We start from the raw sequence: 16,325 nt of genomic DNA, 5'->3' as shown, positions 1-16,325 counted from the left end.
GAAACAGAGGTTCCAAAGTTTCTGCAACTCGGAGCGCATTTCGTCAAAGATTGTGTGGTTAGGGTCGCTATGCATCGCGGCTACGCACTTTCTTCAAGGGGCGAACAGCTGATAAGCAGTGTGGGCAGACGATATGCATGCTGTCACTCATGAGGTGGCTCCTGGGACACAGAGGAAGTCATGGCTCCGGCAGTTGGGCCTGGGGATTCGAGCTGTAGCCCCTGCGTCAGTTGCCGGATGCTGTATTCATCCAGCGTTTCCCGTGCGAGCAGTTCGCGCGCGCACCGCTCCAGCACTTCTCGGTTGATTTCGAGAATTCGGTATGCACGATCAAACACACCCATCACGATGTCACGGATGGCTTGGTCGATGCGTGTCTGAGTCGATTCGGCTACCCGGCAGCCACCCTGTACCAGTTCAGGCGCATCAAGAAAACGCGGCCTCTGCGCCTCAAAAGCAACGTACCCCAAGCTCTCATCCATGCCGAAGCGCGTAATCATGTCACGGGCAATGTCGGTGGCCCGCGCGAGATCGTCTGAAGCCCCTGTGGACAGCTCGCCAAACACGAGCTTCTCAGCCGCGCGCCCTCCCAGGAGCACGGCGATCTTGTGCTCGAGGTCAGCACGTGTCATCAGAAATCGGTCTTCGGTGGGCCGCTGCAGGGTGTAGCCGAGTGCACCGATGCCACGCGGCACGATTGAAATCTTGTGTACCGGATCGGTGCCGGGCAGCGCCAGCGCCACCAGCGCATGCCCCATCTCGTGATAGGCCACGGTTTCCCGCTCCTTCGGATTGAGCACACGGTTCTTCCTTTCCAGGCCGGCCACGATGCGCTCGATGGCGGCGGTGAAGTCTTGCAGTTCCACAGCCTGCGCCCTGCGCCGCGTCGCGTTCAGCGCTGCTTCGTTCACGAGATTGGCCAGATCAGCGCCGGAAAAGCCGGTGGTCAACGCCGCCACCTGTTCCAGATCTACACCGTGGGCCAGGGTGATCTTCTTGACATGGACCTTCAGGATATCCAGGCGACCTTTCTTGTCGGGCCGGTCCACCAGCACCTGACGGTCGAAGCGACCGGCACGAAGCAAGGCCTGATCGAGGATCTCCGGCCGGTTGGTGGCGGCGAGGATGATCAGCCCGACCGAGCTGTCGAAGCCATCCATTTCGGTGAGCAACTGGTTCAGCGTCTGCTCACGCTCGTCGTGTCCGCCGGTCGGTCCTCCGACACCGCGTGCGCGGCCCAAAGCATCCAGTTCATCAATGAAGATGATCGCCGGCGCCTGGCCGCGTGCCTGCTCGAACAGGTCGCGCACGCGCGCCGCGCCCACCCCGACGAACATCTCGACAAATTCCGAACCCGAAATGGAGAAAAACGGTACGCCCGCTTCACCCGCCACAGCCTTGGCCAACAAGGTCTTGCCGGTGCCGGGCGGACCGACCAGCAGCACGCCCTTCGGAATGCGCGCCCCAAGACGACCATAGTCCTGCGGGTTCTTCAGGAAATCGACGATTTCGACCAGCTCCGCCTTGGCCTCATCGACGCCGGCCACATCGGCAAAGGTCACACCGGTGTTTTTCTCCATGAACACCTTGGCGCGGCTCTTGCCGATGCTGAGGAACCCGCCCATGCCCTGCTTCTCGGCGAAGCGGCGGAACAGGAAGAACCAGACGCCGAAGAAAGCCACCGCCGGCAGGATCCACGACAACACATCGCGCAGCCAGGTGCTCTCCACCACGCGGGCATAGGGCACGTCGTACTTCGACAGGCGATCGGCAAGATCGGGTTCGACCCGGGTCGCCACGATCGTCGTTTTGCCCCGGCTGTCCGGCGACTTCAGACGCCCGGTCACGCTGCGATCCGACACCAGCACTTCCGCCACTCGACCCTCGGCCAGCGCCTTCTCGAACTCGCTGTAGGGCACGGGCTCGACGGTCTTTGCCGTTTGCCAGTAGTTCTGCAGCGTCAGCAGCAGCAATACGGCGACGATCCAGTAGCCGGTGTTCCATTGATTCTTCTTTTCCATGACGCGTTGCTCCTCGACAAACTGTCGTTAGAGAATGGGTGTGAACAGGCGTGCCAAGCCATCGCGCAATCGCACCGCCAGCGGGCGCTCCCGCAGCATCCTGGGCAACACCGGTACCGATGCATTGCGGACCCCGTCGAACAGCGCCTCCAGCTGCGTGCACAGTGCAGTGTCATAGACTTCAACGTTGAACTCGAAGTTGAGCCGTAGGCTGCGCGCGTCCCAGTTGGCTGACCCCAGGCAGCACCAGAGACCATCGACCAGCATCAATTTGGTGTGATCGAAAGGCCCGGGGCGCTCAAAAATGCGGGCACCATGTTCCATCACCTGCCAGTAATGGGCGCGCGCGGCCCACTGCACGCCCGGGTGATCACCATTGGCAGGCGTCAGCACCTCGATGCGTACCCCCCGCAAAGCGGCTGTGTTCAAGGCGGCGATGATTGGCTGATCGGGCACGAAGTAAGGCGTCCAGATGCGCACCGAATGTCGCGCCGCGCTCAGCGCGCCCGTGAAGATCCACCGCATGCGGTCCAGGGTTTCATCGGGACCGGCCTCGATGCCTCGCGCCAGACTGCCTCCAGCCTCCTCGACTGACATGGGCTCATTGGCCCAGAAACGCTCATCGAGCTGCTCGCCCGTGGTGTCGCACCAATCCTTGGTGAAACAGTGCATGAGCTGCACCACTACCGGCCCTCGCAGCCGAAAATGCAGATCACGAAAAGCCTGCGCGGGTGCATCGGGCTGCCAATAGGGACAGGCGATGTTCATGCCGCCGGTGAAGCCCAACGCGCCGTCGATCACCAGCAGCTTGCGGTGGTTGCGCAGGTGCACTGCATGCAGACGGGCAGGGATCAGCGTCGGGTTGAAAGCGGCAACCGTCACGCCGCAACGCTGCAATCGCTTGTAGGCGCTGTGACGCGCCCATCGGGCGTAGACATCGTCGATCAACACCCGTACCTGTACGCCACGCGCACGCGCCCGGTTCAGGGCATCGACGAACTGCTCGCCGATACCCACGCCGTCAAAGATGTAGGAGGCCAGCAAGATGCTGTGTCGGGCCGACTCGATGGCGGCGAGCATGGTCGGGTAGGCCTGTTCGCCACCCACCAACGGATCGATACGGTTGCCACGCGTCAGCGGCTGGCCAGTGGTGCGGCCGACCAATGCAGCCAGACCGGCAAGCGCCGCCGGCTGCGCGTCGTCTCCCTGCGCCGGGCCGGTCGCCCGGGTTGGATGGCTGGCGCTCGGGTAAAGCCGTCGTGCCCGTCGCTGGTAGCGGTTGATGCCGAACAGCAGGTACAACAGCGATCCGAGCAGCGGCAGCATCCCGATCAGCAGCACCCAGAGCGTGGCCGACCGCGGATCACGCTTGTAGACGACCGCGTGACCCGCGGCCACGACCGCCACCGCGATCGAGGCCAGGGAGGCTGCCCATGCCAGGCCGATGGGATCGGACACGGCAGCCTCTCCCAACATTAAGACGCGTCGCTCGCCGACTTCTTCTTGCGCGAGCCCTTACCCGCGTCGCCATGCGGCGCCTCGGCCGCCTTCGCGGCATCCGGCTGCTCTGGCTCGGCCGGAGTCTGCGGTGACTCATGGCGTTCGAACACCACGCGTTCGGCCTTGCCGTCCCAGCGTGCGCTGGCGTGATCGCCCTTGCCGATTCCGCCGCCGAGCATCTCGCGTGCCAGCGCGGTTTCCAGCTCGCTGCGGATCAGGCGCTTGAGTTCACGCGCACCGAACTCGGGCTTGTAGCCTTCTTCCGCGAAATGATCGATCAGCGTCTGATCGAAGGTGAGCGTCACGCCCTGGCTGGCGGCGTTGCGGGCCACGCGATCGAGCTGCAGGCCGACGATGTGGCGAATCTCCTCCTTGCCCAGCGCATGGAAGACGATGATCTCGTCGATGCGGTTGATGAACTCGGGACGGAAGTGGCCGCGCAACACGTCCATCACCTCGGCCTTGGTCTTTTCGTACTCCTCGCCGGCCGCCCCGCGCGCCTTCAGCCGCCGCTGGATGATGTCCGAACCCAGGTTGGACGTGGCGATGATGATGGTGTTGGTGAAATCTACCACCCGGCCCTTGCCGTCGGTGAGGCGGCCGTCATCGAACACCTGCAGCAGGATGTTGTAGACGTCGGGGTGTGCCTTCTCGATCTCGTCGAGCAGCAGCACGCTGTAGGGCTTGCGCCGCACCTTCTCGGTGAGCTGACCGCCTTCGTCGTAACCGACATAGCCCGGAGGCGCGCCCACCAGCCGCGCCACGGTGTGGCGTTCACCATATTCCGACATGTCGATGCGCAACAGGGCGTGCTCATCGCCGTAGATCGATTCGGCCAATGCCTTGGCGAGCTCGGTCTTGCCCACCCCGGTCGGGCCCAGGAACAGGAAGGTAGCCACCGGTTTGCTGCCTTCGCGCAGACCGGCGCGAGACAGCCGCACGGCATCGGCCACGGCACAGACCGCCTCGTCTTGTCCCACCAGACGCTCGTGCAGCCGTTGCTCCAAGTGCAGCAGCTTTTCGCGCTCTTCCACCGTCAACTCGTTGACCGGGATACCGGTCAGGCGCGAAACGATCTGGGCCACATGTTCCGCCTTGACTTCGGCACTGCCGGAGGCCCGCTCCCGCTCCCAGTCCTCGATCAGCTTCTTGAGCTCGGCCTCCTTGGCTTCGATGCGCTTGCCGAGCTCTGCGGCCTTGTCGTACTGCTTGCGCGCGGCCACGTAATCCTGTTCACGCCGCAGCTGGTGCAGTTCGGACTCCAGCTCCTGCACGGCCACCGGCCGGGCCGTGGCCGACAGCTTCACGCGCGCGGCCGCCTGGTCGAGCAGGTCGATGGCCTTGTCGGGCAGGAAGCGGGCGGTGATGTAGCGGTCGGACAACTCAGCCGCCGCGATGATCGCGTCCTCGGAGATGCTGACCTTGTGGTGCGCCTCGAAGGTGTCGCGCAGGCCGCGCAGAATCATGATGGCCTGTGCCACTGTCGGCTCGGGCACCGTCACCGGCTGGAAGCGGCGCTCCAGCGCGGCATCCTTCTCGATGTATTTCTGGTACTCGTTGAGCGTGGTGGCGCCGATCAGGTTCAGTTCGCCGCGCGCCATCATCGGTTTGAACACGTTGGCCACGTCCAGCCCGCCTTCGCCACCGCCCTGGCCGGCGCCAACGATGGTGTGTACCTCGTCGATGAACAGGATCAGCTCGCCCTGATGCTCGGAGATTTCCTTCAGCACCTTCTGCACGCGCTCCTCGAACTCGCCCCGGTACTTGGCGCCAGCCACCATTGCGTTGATGTTGAGTTCCACCAGGCGCTTGTCGCGCAACGTCTCGGGCACTTCGCCCGCCACCATGCGCTGCGCCAGCCCCTCGACGATGGCGGTCTTGCCCACGCCCGGCTCGCCGATCAGCACCGGGTTGTTCTTCTTGCGCCGGGCCAGCACCTCGATGGTGGTCTCGATCTCCTGCGCGCGGCCGATCACCGGGTCGAGCTTACCGTCGCGCGCCATCTTGGTCAGGTCACGCGAGTACTTGTCGAGTTCCGGCGTGTTGGTCGGCGTCTCGGCGCGACCATCCTCGGCGCCCTTGCCGACCACCTTGCTGACCTGTTGGCGCAGCGCCTGCGGCGTCAGGCCGTAGCGGCGCAGCAGGTTGGCGGCCAGACCTTCGCCTTCCTCGGCCAGACCGACCAGGAAGTGCTCCGGACCGACATAGGAATGGCCGAGTTCATTGGAGGCCACGAAGGCGCGGCTGAGCGCATCCTTCACGCGGGGCGACACGCCGATCTCGCCCTCGAATGGCTTGTCTCCGCGCTTGGCCTCGGACTCGATCTGCCGCTTGAGGTCATCGACCTTGATCTTGAACTGACCCAGGATGGTCTTGACCACGTCGCTGTCGGCCAGCGCCAGCAGCAGATGTTCGGTATCCACCTCGGAGCGGCCAAATTCGGCAGCGTGTTTGGCGGCCTCCTGCAGCAGGGCTTCCGACTGTTCGCTGATGCGGCTGGCCAAACCACTGCCGCGACGGCGCGGCGCACCCGAACCTGCGGCGGCGGGCTCGCCGAACGAGGCATCGACCACGTCATCGGTATCGGCGGCAACGGGCGTCGCGTCGTCGCCGATGCGGAAGAAATCACTGCCGAGGAAGTCCTCGAACAGGCCGCTGCGCGAGCCGAACAAGGCTTCCAGCGGCGAGACGGTGCGCTTTTGCTGGCGCACCAGTTGGCGGTAATGGTCGTCACACAACAGCATGGTGCTGTGACGACCGTTGAGATTGGCTTCCACCCGCACGGTGGCGGGTTGGCCACAGACCTGGCATTGTTTTCTGGCCATGCTGATGCTCCTGAGAAAGTTGAGGCGACGAGGCATCGCGAGCCGCGACACCTCGTCTCGTACCGGGTTTTTCTTGTGACGAACGAGCCGGCGACGTCAGCTGTTGATCTGGATCGAACGTCCCTGCTTCGGCGCGCTGACCTCGCGCTTGTCGATCGTGACCGTGAGCACCCCGTTCTTGAACGATGCCTTGATCGAATCCTGGTTGGCGTCGTCAGGCAGGTTCAAGGCACGCTGAAAGCTGCCGTAGGAGCGCTCCACACGGTGGAAGCCACCTTCCTTCTTCTCCTGTTCCTGGCGCTTTTCGCCACGCACCACCAGCACGTCGTTGTCGAGGGTGATCTGGATGTCCTTCTCCTCGACACCGGGCACTTCTAGGGCAATCTTGTACTGCTTGTCGGTTTCCTGGATATCCAGGGCCGGCTTCAGCATGCCCGACCAATCGGATGGCAGCCGCGGCATGGCCAGCGCCGGAAAACCGAAGCCCCGGAACGCGTCATCGAACAGCCGGTCGATCTCGCGATGCAGTTGCAGGATCGGGCTGACTGGCCCGCTCGCCGCCGGCAGGTCATTGCGCTGCACCGGCAGGGAAGAGGCGGTCTGCTGCTCTTGCTGCTCGTTCTTGAACCAGTTCCAGGGGGCCAACTTCTTGAAATTGATGTCCATGTCATACCTCCAGAAAAATTGAAAAACGAGTTACTCAAGCCCTTTGCCTGCTGCGCCGGACAGTGCGCCCAAGCGACACGGGCTGCTCAGATGACTTCTGCTGTTCACGCTTGCGCATCACCTCCTTCTTTGCTCCGGCTTGGGTCTGATCATTGATCCACCGATCGATTTCACTTTGACGAAACCGCCACGTCCCGCCCACCTTGAAAGCCGGAATGTCCCCGTGCGCGCGAGCCGATAAAGCGTCCGCTTGCCGACTTTCAAGTACGCAGCCAATTCATCGAGCGTGAAAATCACCTGTAGGTGCGCTTTCATCTCACCCGCTCCAATCGCGTCGCTTTGCGGTTCCGGCCAAGGAAATCCTTACAAGACTTTGCAAGATATTGCGCTTACCAGGACAAACTTCAAGAGTCAATGTACAGCGATCTCCCGCCCCATTGATGCAGGTCAACTGCTCAGGCAAGGCGCAGCGGGGCGGCCTGATCAGGCCATGGACAGCGCCTGGCTCGTCAGCCTGCGTGTGCCACAGGCGCCTCGATCAAACACCGATCCTCACGTTGTAGCCGAGTGCCCGCAGCCCCTTGCTCGTCTGCATGTTCCTTGGCGGAAACTCGTCTGGGCGCGCCCAGCCGACGATTTCCCCGAGGCAGCTCAGGCCAACGTGCGGAATTGCCCAGTCGTCGCTGCGGATCGCGTTCCAGAGTCGGGCCGAAACACTTCCGTTGCCCCAGACAACGTAGTTCAACAGTATCCGTCCGGCCAACACACCTTCCCGACACCGCCGCCGAAGGCCATGGCCCATCAAGAGGATTTTCCATGCCCCCTCAGCGCCGTACCTACAGCAAATCTTTCAAGGCCCAGGTCATTCAGGAGTGTTCTGAACCCGGTGCCTCCATCGCAAACATCGCCTTGGGCTACAGCCTCAATGCCAACCTCGTCCACAAATGGATTCGGCTGCATACCCAGAAAACCACGGCTATCCAGCCAGCGTTCATCCCGTTGCCTTCTCAAATGCTCGGCGCGGGATCGCATGCTCAAGTGCGCTGCTGCGATCATGAGTTTGATCCAGTCGGCCCGTAATAATGGGCACGATCCGTATGCCTATCTCAAGGATGTGCTGACACGGTTGCCGACGCAGCGGGCGAGTGAGATTGCAGAGCTGCTGCCGCATAGGTGGCATCCGGCATAGTCGCGCAAGACGGTTTGCCCGCATGCTTACGTTCAACAGCTCAAGCACCGTCCGCCCTTCGCGGGATCGTTGCCGCCAGAGCCACACGCCGAACTTTTCCACCTTGTCGTCGCCGGCCTGCGGTCAGTCAGGCAAGCCCAGGTGCTCGTTTTCCTGCTTGATCGCGTGGTCTCGGATCGCGTGCACCCGGGAAACGGCATCCACGAACTGCCACCATCTCTTAGCTTGGCGGGGTCAAGCCAGCCGGGATGCCCGGACGGTTACGCTGGTCCGCGCCCAGTTGCGGCACCAAGGTCGGCCGCAGTGATGAAGCGGGTCTTGATGCCGCACTGCGCCGCCCGATAGCGCAGTGCGATGGCCAGATGCGTCTTGCCGACTCCCAAGGGGCCTATATCGCCTTGGCACGGCTCCGGGCAGTTTCGGGGAGGCTGCACGCAGTGCGCGACAAGATGTATCGCAGCCGAACTGCGGTGTATTCTGCAATCAGCCTAGGGCCGCGCGTATCCGCTGCTTCCAGTCGAACACCCGGGCATGGTTGGCCCCAGATGAGCTTTCTTTCGGGTGATGCACAGAGTGCAAAGGCTCACAGAAGCCCGTCATAGTGCGCGGCCAGCGCAACGAACCTTTCACTGTCTGCCTCAGGAACTTGTCGATGCATTTCTCGGCTTCAACACCTGCTTTGAAGCCCATGATCCGCGTTGACATGGTCTTCCGGTTGTCTGAGGTATCTATTTCTAGAAGATAGCGTTGTTCGCCGTTTCGCAGCTTGAACCTTGCCAGCAGATAACAGCGTGATTTTTCGTGATCGATCATGTGGTAGCTGCAACGTGGAACGGGCGGCAGAGGCTTCACCTCCAGTGCTACCAACGCAATTCCAGACTCTTGAGTGATTTGTTCAAGAATCTCTCGGAGCAGCGAGAAGCGATCTGCAAGCCGTTCATGCTCGTCCCCATCACCCTCTCCCTCACCCAGTTGTTGGAATTCTCCTGACGCTATGCTGCCCTCGCTCACAGGATCAGCCACGCCGAAGAGTTGACTTTCTCTGCTCGGGCATTGCTCGTCGTCGACCTTCTTGCCATGAGCGTTGGCACGCTCCCCGTTGTAGGCGATCTTGGTGCGCAGCTGAGCATCAAACGTGACTCCCTCAACGGGCAGGTGAATCAACCTCTGCTCCTTGGCAGCAGTCGGCTCTTCGTCAGTATCCACCTCCAACTCCTTGCCTCCCGATGGCACGGATACACAGCCTGTGCTATCTCCCCTGACGGGTAACTTGAGAGCAGGATGGTGGAAAAAAATATCACCGCGATGGCTAAACCGGAGCCCCTGAAGCTTTTCGATCTCCCAGACCAGCAATTCGTTGCTTTCCGGATCAAAGGGGCCTCGCACATCCATGGTGGTACCCACGAGGGAAGGGGGTGCCATGAAGTCGAACTGCCACCTGGCATACGCCGACTCTTGCGGTACCCGCTCTTGCCTTTGATTGAGGCTTTGCCAGATTGACTCGAAGGATCGCTTCACATCCTGATTCAGCAGCAGCCAACTGAAATGGTCTCTGTATCCCTTGATTTTGAGAAGCTGACTTGGCGCACCTGTCTTCGGGGGCGTATGGATATGAACAACATCGCCCTCTCTGTAGACCGTGAAGGCCATGTCCAAGCCATTCGGTGCGAAGGCTGCACGGACGATGAAGGCAGCGTGGAAGAACATTTTTCGCGCCAGCTCGAATTTCGGCAGCCAGACGGTCAGACCATTGACCTCGAACACAAAGCATCGCTGTCCAGATATCTCAGGATTTGCAGCAAGCCTTCTGGCCAGACGTGGGCACTCACCCAACTGCCGTTCCCGCCAGGTATCTATTGCAGGAAGCACCACCGTCTTCTTGAAACCACTGGGACGATAAGGAGCCCCTTCTTCGCCAAGAAACTCGCGACCAACAGCCAAGACACACGACATCTCCTGTGCGAACCGCTGCAACTGCAACTTACCGTTACGCTCAAAGAGAGCCGCCAAGCGCCACTCGGCCGCCGAAGTCGGGGCCCTGAAAAAATTTCCAACGGCCAGCAACCTGGATCCGTTCGGGATCTGACGAAATACTGTCCTATTCAATCCAACTTCCTACCAATCGAATGAATTCAGTGGTCAGAGGTGCCATCTTGCTCTTTTCTAACCCACAACGCTTTTCCAGCTCCCAGCGCCTGGACGTTATGCCAGTCTGTACATCCTCCAGCATTGCTGCAGTCAGGCGACGGATCTGATATTCCCCGACAGACTCGGCATAGCGATCCAGGAAAGTGCGGCACAGGGGCAGTTGAGCGAGATGATGCTCGACTGATGCCCGATGGGGTAGCTGCTGCAGGAACCAGTTGCGACTCCTGCGCGGAAGGCTCCGGTCTTCTTCGCTGTCTCTGCCAATTCGGATCAGCAGGCGTACCAGCTTTCTGTCCCGCGCTTGCCAGTCAACATGGCTGTTGTTGCCCTGTCGGCGCGGTCTGGCCTGATTCTCAGCCATCAGCCAGCTTCGGTCATGACGATAGAGCCAGGCGTAACATGCCTCTCCTCCGTTTTGCCTGGCTGCCTTGGCGCCACCGTGGTTATCCAGTGCTTGCAGCCAAACGGCTCGGTATTGCTGCTTTTGCTCAAATTCAGCGGGGAGCAGCTGCACTGACCGGTCGGAGGCAGGGTCGACCTGGCGAATCTTCGCCTCGCTGATCAGCTCGCCAGCATGCTGGCCAGGGCGCAGGCTGGTCCAGACGATCAGATGCTGCAGCGCACTGAATCCCTTGCGATGCTTCCTGAATATCGCCAACAGCCAGGGCGGAGGCTCTCCGGATGTCAGCAGACCGTTCGCAGCAAGCCAATCCCTGCGATGGGATGCCAGAATCTTCTCCCAGATGACTTCAGCCCTGACCTGACGGCCGCGTCTGGCGCCGCACTCTGTTGCCAGGTGCCGGTACAGGTTGGTCCAGCGTCCGTAGCCAGGCGATTGCACCTCTTCGAGCGCCAGCAGCTGCATAGCAGCCTTGGCGAGCCTGATAGCCTCCTCGCCCGCAGGACTCACGTGAAGATCAGGTGGAAGAAACAGTGGGGAGGCTGGATGAAACTCGTGCCGCTGCGCTCGACGGAACGGGATAGGTGAGTTCAGGAGCTGACAGCCATGCTCGGGACAGGCATCTATCCCTTGAATCTGCCAGCTACGCCGCCAGTAGGGTTCACCGTAGCGCGCAGCCATATCTTCAAAGCAGATCGGGCAGTAACGCAGCCAATCGGGCCACTTGACCAAGGCCGTCGAGGCCCCAGACAGACCAATCGTCGGCCGGTCGGGAGCAAGCATGGCCTGAAAAAGATCGGTACGGCGCTCCGGCGGAATGAAAGGGGCATAGAGCGGGAACAGCGTGTGATTCAGGATCATGCCTTCCGCATCCAAGCCCGTGTTGTTCGCCAACGCAGTCAGGTGTGTAGGCAGATCGGTAATCGCGGCAACCTTGCTGTCACCGAAAAGCATGTGCAGCAAGGTCTTGTGGTTGCCTATCCCCAGATGTACCCGGCACCGGGCAATACCGCTGTAAAGCAGTTCGTCCGGGTAGAGCCTGGGGAAGTACATTTCAGCTCGCTCTCAGCAGAGGCCGCAGATCGAGGATCAAGCCAGCCTGCTTGAATCTGTCATAGGCCTCGCTTTCAGGCCCATCGGCATAACGTCGGCGCAGATCCTCCTCGGATAGGCACCCCCACTCCGTCCGCTTAACTCTGGAAATGCCGGGCCTCTTGGGAGCGTCCTGCGCGAGGTAGGCCGTGGCCTTGTGAATCAGGGCCGCCAGCGGGATGTCCGGATTCTCCGCCAACAATTCATCGGCCATGGGAATGGCGATGTCCCTCGGGATTTCCATACCTTCGAGCAGGGCGGCCAGCCGCTTTGCCTTGTCATCTGCCGGAGGGGCCGGCGGTTTAGGTTGGGGGACGCTATCCAGAGAGCGAGTCAGGGCCAGCAACCGTCCCTCGATCTCTGGCATCAGCAGGTCGTCATATTTGGCGATCAGCTCGGGCCTACCGCTCCGCAAGGCCGCTAGCATCGGATGGACCGGTTTGAACTCGTCCTCGAAAACCCTGCGCAGCAACAGCGGCTTGATGCACTCGACACCTGTCACTATCGCCCGGATCTGCGCCAGCGCGAACAGCTTGATGATGATGTCCATGACCCCTTGGGTGAGGTCGTACATCGTAGCCTCCAGTTCATCATCCAGCGGCGCCGCATTTCGCAGCCACTGATACTTCCAGAGCCGCTTCAACAGACGCTTCCAATGCTCGTCCCGAGGCAACCTATCCCAGCGGATGCTGCCCAACCCGGAGACCCGCCGAGCAGCCCGGAACGTGCGCTGGAAGAACTTGCTGGCCCGGTGGGTGCCGACCTGAATGATCGGAACACCGATGGTGTTCACCAGCGACACGAAGAAATTGTGCATTTTTTCGGCACCACCGGAGCGTGCCTCGTTGAGGTTCTGAACCTCGTCGATGATCAGCACTCCGAGCGCGTGCAGATTGGCTACCTGGCACATGGATGCCAGCAGACGTTTGGTACCCAGCTTCTTGCGTCCGTGGCTACGGCTGTAGTAGGTACCCAGGATCTTGTCTACTTCGTTGAAGAAGCTCAGGCACAGCTCATCCAAGTCACCGTCAATTGGGCAGTCGACCTTCAGATAGACCAGTTGAGTGATGTTGTAATCAGGGTGATGGAGGGCTTGGGGGTACATGCCCAGAATCCGCTCCAGCGTGCGCGTCTTGCCGCAACCGGAGCAGCCGAACAGCGACAGGCTGTTGGCCGTAGAGGAGACACTCTGGTACACCGCCGCATCCAGATCCTCCTCCTCGACACGGCGATAGCCATTCTGCAGGTGCGCATACCAGGCACCACTGGCCGGATTCCGACCGATGTACCCTTGACGGATCATCAGGCTGATCTTGCTCTCCAGCTCCAAGTGATGGCTCAGCGGCTGGAAGAAGCCGTGCAACAGGCGGGCAATTGCATGTGCCCTGAGCCGACCATCCAGAAGCGCCTCCTGCGGCTCGAAACCGGGAAGCTGCTGCAATAGACCGACCACCTCCTGCAGATCAGGAATCGGAGGCAATGCGCTGATGAGCGGATTGTCCTGATACTCAGGAAGCTGCTGCTCCTGGTAACGCGCCAGGGGAATGACTCCGCGCTGGAATTCTTCAGTCATCCTCTTCCTCCTTGAATATCAGGTCACTGAGATCTGGGAAGGCATAATCTTCCTGCTTCTCGCCCCGCAGTGGGATCACCTCGGCTGGCTTTTTCTGCTGTGATTTCTCCAGTTTGAATGCTGTTTTCTGGCGTTCCTGGCGCTTTTCCTGCTGCTTGTTCTCGCGGATCTGGGTTCCCAGATCCTTCGTGGTCATACCCGTTTTGACCGGACTGGCATCCTCTGCCTGGGCAACGATGGACTCGATCTGCTTCAGAAGACTGCCTCTCTCTACCAAAGCTTCAGCCGCCGCGTTGGTATCGCTACGCCGTTCCTCTCTGGACAGCAGCCAGACATCCCAGAAGGTCATCCCCCTGAAGCGTCGACTACGGTCGGCCAGATCGCAAACCCAGTAGTCCTTGAGACTATTGGACGGCCGCAGGTAGATATGGTCGGCGCTACGCGGATCGTATGCGACCGTTACCCCTGTCGGCCGGCGCCCCTGGCCTCGGTGAAACCAACCTTCCCTGATTGCTTCCTGGCAGGTGTAGAAGCAGCCGAACAGCCTGATTCCCAGCTCCGAAACCGTGGCCGACTCATGGGGCAAAAGATTGATCCGCACCAGCTCCTCGGGCGCAGTACGTAACCGGCCGGTCAGGTTGGCCAAGCCCCAGTTCCACAGCATGACCGGGATGGCTGGCAGATCGCCAGGCATACCAGAGGTCCTGTCGTATTTGCTCAAGGTGTGGAAGTTGTTGTGGTAGAGGATGCCGGCGATGATGATCTTCGTGAATTCAGGCAAGGTCAGACTGGCATCAAGCCTGTAGTCGTGGCCACCCCGCTTCCGGCTGGTATTGTCCTCGACCACACCGCAGGCATAGGGCTTGAAACGCTCCTGCACCGTCCGGAAATAACGCTCGACGATACCCTTGGCATCTCCTCGCCTGGCCGGGGCATTCTCGATGCGAACGCCGAAGGCTTGGGAAAATGCTTCCACCTTGGTGCCATTCAGTTCGCCCTTATCGGCCAGCACCACATCCGGCAAGCCTTTGACCGGCCAGTCGCTGGCATCGATCTCCACGCCATACTGGAGGCAATACTCAACCTTGTCGGCGACCGTGTTGGCCAATGCCACCATGGCACTGACCCAGGAAGGCCCCTCGAATCCGACGTACATACCAACGACCATGCGGCTGAACACGTCGATCACCATGTAAACGACAGGCCTGCCGACGATAAGGCTGCGATCATGTTCTGAAACCAGATAGATATCGGCGATGGTGGCATCTATCTGGTAGCGGTATCCGGGCCCCAGTGCCTCGGTCGTCGATGTACTGCTGAGCGGTCGGAAGTCCTTGGCAAAATCCACTGCGGACACCCTGCGTGGCAAGGTGTCGGTGAAGTGATATTCGCGCCCATAGAAGTAACGGAACTGCCCCAATGTAGGCAGTTCGGAGGTCGGCAGCTCCGGCAGAACAGCACGGAGCAGGTTCAGCCCGGAGGCGTAGGCATCAGGAATGGACGGATGTTTTTCCTTGAGCAAGCGTTCCTCGATGACCCGGCGAAAAATGCGCTCGATGTCCGGCGTGACATTGCTCCCTTTCCCCTCCATCACCACTCTGGGCCTGCCCAGCTTGGCCTGGTTCGGCTTTCTGCGCTTGCCACGGGCGCCCGAGTTGACATAGTCCGGCAAGAGGGCATTCCTGCACATGCCTCGCTGCCAGTAGCGCCTCAGTAACCTGTACACCGTCTGATTGGTGACACCATGGCGCTCCATGATGCCTCTGACAATGAGCCCTCTGGGGCGCCGCACGAAAAGCTGGGGATCGTGCATAAAATCCGCCAGCATTGCCCAAGCTTCATCACGCTTCTGCTGATCAAGGGAACCCTCCTCAACCTCCCGTAGGACTGTCTCCTCGAAGGGATCGGCAATGCTCTCCAGCTCCCGCTCCATGAGCAGACGCTCCAGCTCTGCAATCGATATCGGTTCGGGCAACGCCGTGTCCGAATCGATATCGATCCAGATTGCCTGCTCGGTACCTGACCAGAGCAGGCGCTTTCGCAGTTCCCCCATCCGGAACACCTGATTAACGGGCAACACTGCTCAGCTCCTGATGCATTTTATGAGAGTTGGCAACCAGGTCTTTCGGCTTCAGCTCCCGGTAAGGAGTGTCAAGATCGAAAAGGAAACAGTGCCGGGCCAGCAACTGGCGTAGCCAATAGAGCGCCTGACCGGCCTCCAGTTGGCAGGAGGTATCCAGTCCTTGGGCAATAGCGGTCAGCTTCCGGTCTGGGTGACGCTGAAATTCGAGCAGAAACAGCTGCTGGTAATGGGCGATATCGTCCTGAGCGATGTCGTCTTCAGCATGGGCAGGATAGAGCCATTGGATATTGGCAAATGCCACCTTGGATACCTCGCGCTCCGTGACGATGACCCAGGGAATACCTTTTTCCTGCCAGTAGCGCCTTTCAAGCTCAAGCCTCTCGATAACTTCAGGCTTCTGCAGGTCGGTACTGTACTTGGCCTGAATCGCGATACTCGGGCGCTGAGGATCTTCGAAATCCACCAGAAAGTCGCTGGTCAGTACCTGCGGGGTACCCTTGTAACGACCGTGGGGCAGGCCAAGCTCCTCGGCGATGCGCACCGTATCTTCGACCCGCATCGGAAACTGTTCACGGATATCGGTGACATGGGGAGACCGATCCAAGGTCAGGAAGATGGCCAGTTCAAGATCGGATAGAAGATGGTGTAAACGCCGGGTCTTGCTGCCAGGCAGGCGGTGGGAGCGACCCAGCGAGGACACGTCCCTGGTGTAGATGAACGGCTTGTAGTCTGATCCCTGGCCTTGGCCACGCCCGTCCTTGAGCCTTCTATCGATCTGGGCCTGGGTCAGCCCCTTGAATGTTCCAGACATGAGAAAGCCTGCCCCCG

At 60.6% G+C, this 16,325-nt stretch carries 11 protein-coding genes and 3 pseudogenes; 2 read left to right on the top strand and 12 right to left on the bottom strand.

Annotation, left to right across the window (positions count from 1 at the left end; translation table 11 throughout):
• Positions 1 to 143: 143 nt before the first annotated feature.
• The 6 genes and pseudogenes from ftsH to N5D30_RS15315 form a co-directional block, all read right to left on the bottom strand.
• Positions 144 to 2,021: an ATP-dependent zinc metalloprotease FtsH gene (ftsH, locus tag N5D30_RS15340; protein WP_181121551.1), complete on the bottom strand. Its 1,878-nt coding sequence runs from the start codon at positions 2,019 to 2,021 to the stop codon at positions 144 to 146.
• A gap of 27 nt (positions 2,022 to 2,048) precedes the next feature.
• On the bottom strand, positions 2,049 to 3,479 hold the full coding sequence (cls, locus tag N5D30_RS15335; RefSeq protein WP_279909639.1) for a cardiolipin synthase: 1,431 nt from the start codon (positions 3,477 to 3,479) through the stop codon (positions 2,049 to 2,051).
• A 17-nt stretch (positions 3,480 to 3,496) separates the two neighbouring features.
• Entirely contained in the window at positions 3,497 to 6,346 is a 2,850-nt protein-coding gene (gene clpK / locus N5D30_RS15330; RefSeq protein WP_181121547.1) for a heat shock survival AAA family ATPase ClpK, read from the bottom strand.
• Between the two features lie 96 nt (positions 6,347 to 6,442).
• Positions 6,443 to 7,012: a small heat shock protein sHSP20 gene (hsp20, locus tag N5D30_RS15325; protein WP_181121539.1), complete on the bottom strand. Its 570-nt coding sequence runs from the start codon at positions 7,010 to 7,012 to the stop codon at positions 6,443 to 6,445.
• Positions 7,013 to 7,046: 34 nt separating this feature from the next.
• Positions 7,047 to 7,327: pseudogene (locus tag N5D30_RS15320) on the bottom strand (helix-turn-helix domain-containing protein).
• A 223-nt stretch (positions 7,328 to 7,550) separates the two neighbouring features.
• Positions 7,551 to 7,814 carry a hypothetical protein gene (locus N5D30_RS15315; RefSeq protein ID WP_181121570.1) on the bottom strand — a complete coding sequence of 88 codons (264 nt, stop codon included), beginning with the start codon at positions 7,812 to 7,814 and terminating at the stop codon, positions 7,551 to 7,553.
• Between the two features lie 14 nt (positions 7,815 to 7,828).
• Between N5D30_RS15315 and N5D30_RS15310 the strand changes: the two genes are divergently transcribed.
• Both N5D30_RS15310 and N5D30_RS15305 read left to right on the top strand, forming a co-directional pair.
• On the top strand, positions 7,829 to 8,092 hold the full coding sequence (locus N5D30_RS15310; protein ID WP_001446199.1) for a transposase: 264 nt from the start codon (positions 7,829 to 7,831) through the stop codon (positions 8,090 to 8,092).
• A pseudogene (locus N5D30_RS15305) lies at positions 8,049 to 8,201 on the top strand (transposase domain-containing protein); the annotation flags it as partial. The gene N5D30_RS15310 and the pseudogene N5D30_RS15305, both read left to right, overlap by 44 nt.
• Positions 8,202 to 8,494: 293 nt before the next feature.
• On the opposite strand, the pseudogene N5D30_RS15300 reads toward N5D30_RS15305, so the two are convergent.
• The 6 genes and pseudogenes from N5D30_RS15300 to N5D30_RS15275 all read right to left on the bottom strand — a co-directional run.
• Positions 8,495 to 8,593, bottom strand: a pseudogene (locus tag N5D30_RS15300) (ATP-binding protein); the annotation flags it as partial.
• A 91-nt stretch (positions 8,594 to 8,684) separates the two neighbouring features.
• Positions 8,685 to 10,307, bottom strand: a complete 1,623-nt coding sequence (locus N5D30_RS15295) for a Tn7-like element transposition protein TnsE (protein ID WP_013984535.1) — start codon at positions 10,305 to 10,307, stop codon at positions 8,685 to 8,687.
• Entirely contained in the window at positions 10,300 to 11,802 is a 1,503-nt protein-coding gene (locus tag N5D30_RS15290; RefSeq protein ID WP_034000753.1) for a TnsD family Tn7-like transposition protein, read from the bottom strand. Before N5D30_RS15290 ends, N5D30_RS15295 begins: the two co-directional genes overlap by 8 nt.
• Position 11,803: 1 nt before the next feature.
• The gene (locus N5D30_RS15285) at positions 11,804 to 13,414 is read right to left on the bottom strand and encodes an ATP-binding protein (RefSeq protein ID WP_013984537.1); all 1,611 of its coding nucleotides are present in this window, start codon (positions 13,412 to 13,414) and stop codon (positions 11,804 to 11,806) included.
• Positions 13,407 to 15,467: a Mu transposase C-terminal domain-containing protein gene (locus N5D30_RS15280; protein ID WP_013984538.1), complete on the bottom strand. Its 2,061-nt coding sequence runs from the start codon at positions 15,465 to 15,467 to the stop codon at positions 13,407 to 13,409. Before N5D30_RS15280 ends, N5D30_RS15285 begins: the two co-directional genes overlap by 8 nt.
• Before the next feature lie 13 nt (positions 15,468 to 15,480).
• A complete protein-coding gene (locus tag N5D30_RS15275; RefSeq protein ID WP_181121537.1) occupies positions 15,481 to 16,308 on the bottom strand; it encodes a TnsA endonuclease N-terminal domain-containing protein in 828 nt (275 codons plus the stop codon).
• Between the last annotated feature and the right edge of the window lie 17 nt (positions 16,309 to 16,325).

This window comes from Pseudomonas sp. GD03875 (assembly GCF_029840585.1).
Lineage (GTDB): Bacteria > Pseudomonadota > Gammaproteobacteria > Pseudomonadales > Pseudomonadaceae > Aquipseudomonas > Aquipseudomonas paralcaligenes.
Note: the sequence above shows the minus strand (reverse complement) of the source record. Positions and strands in the feature narration are given on the sequence as shown.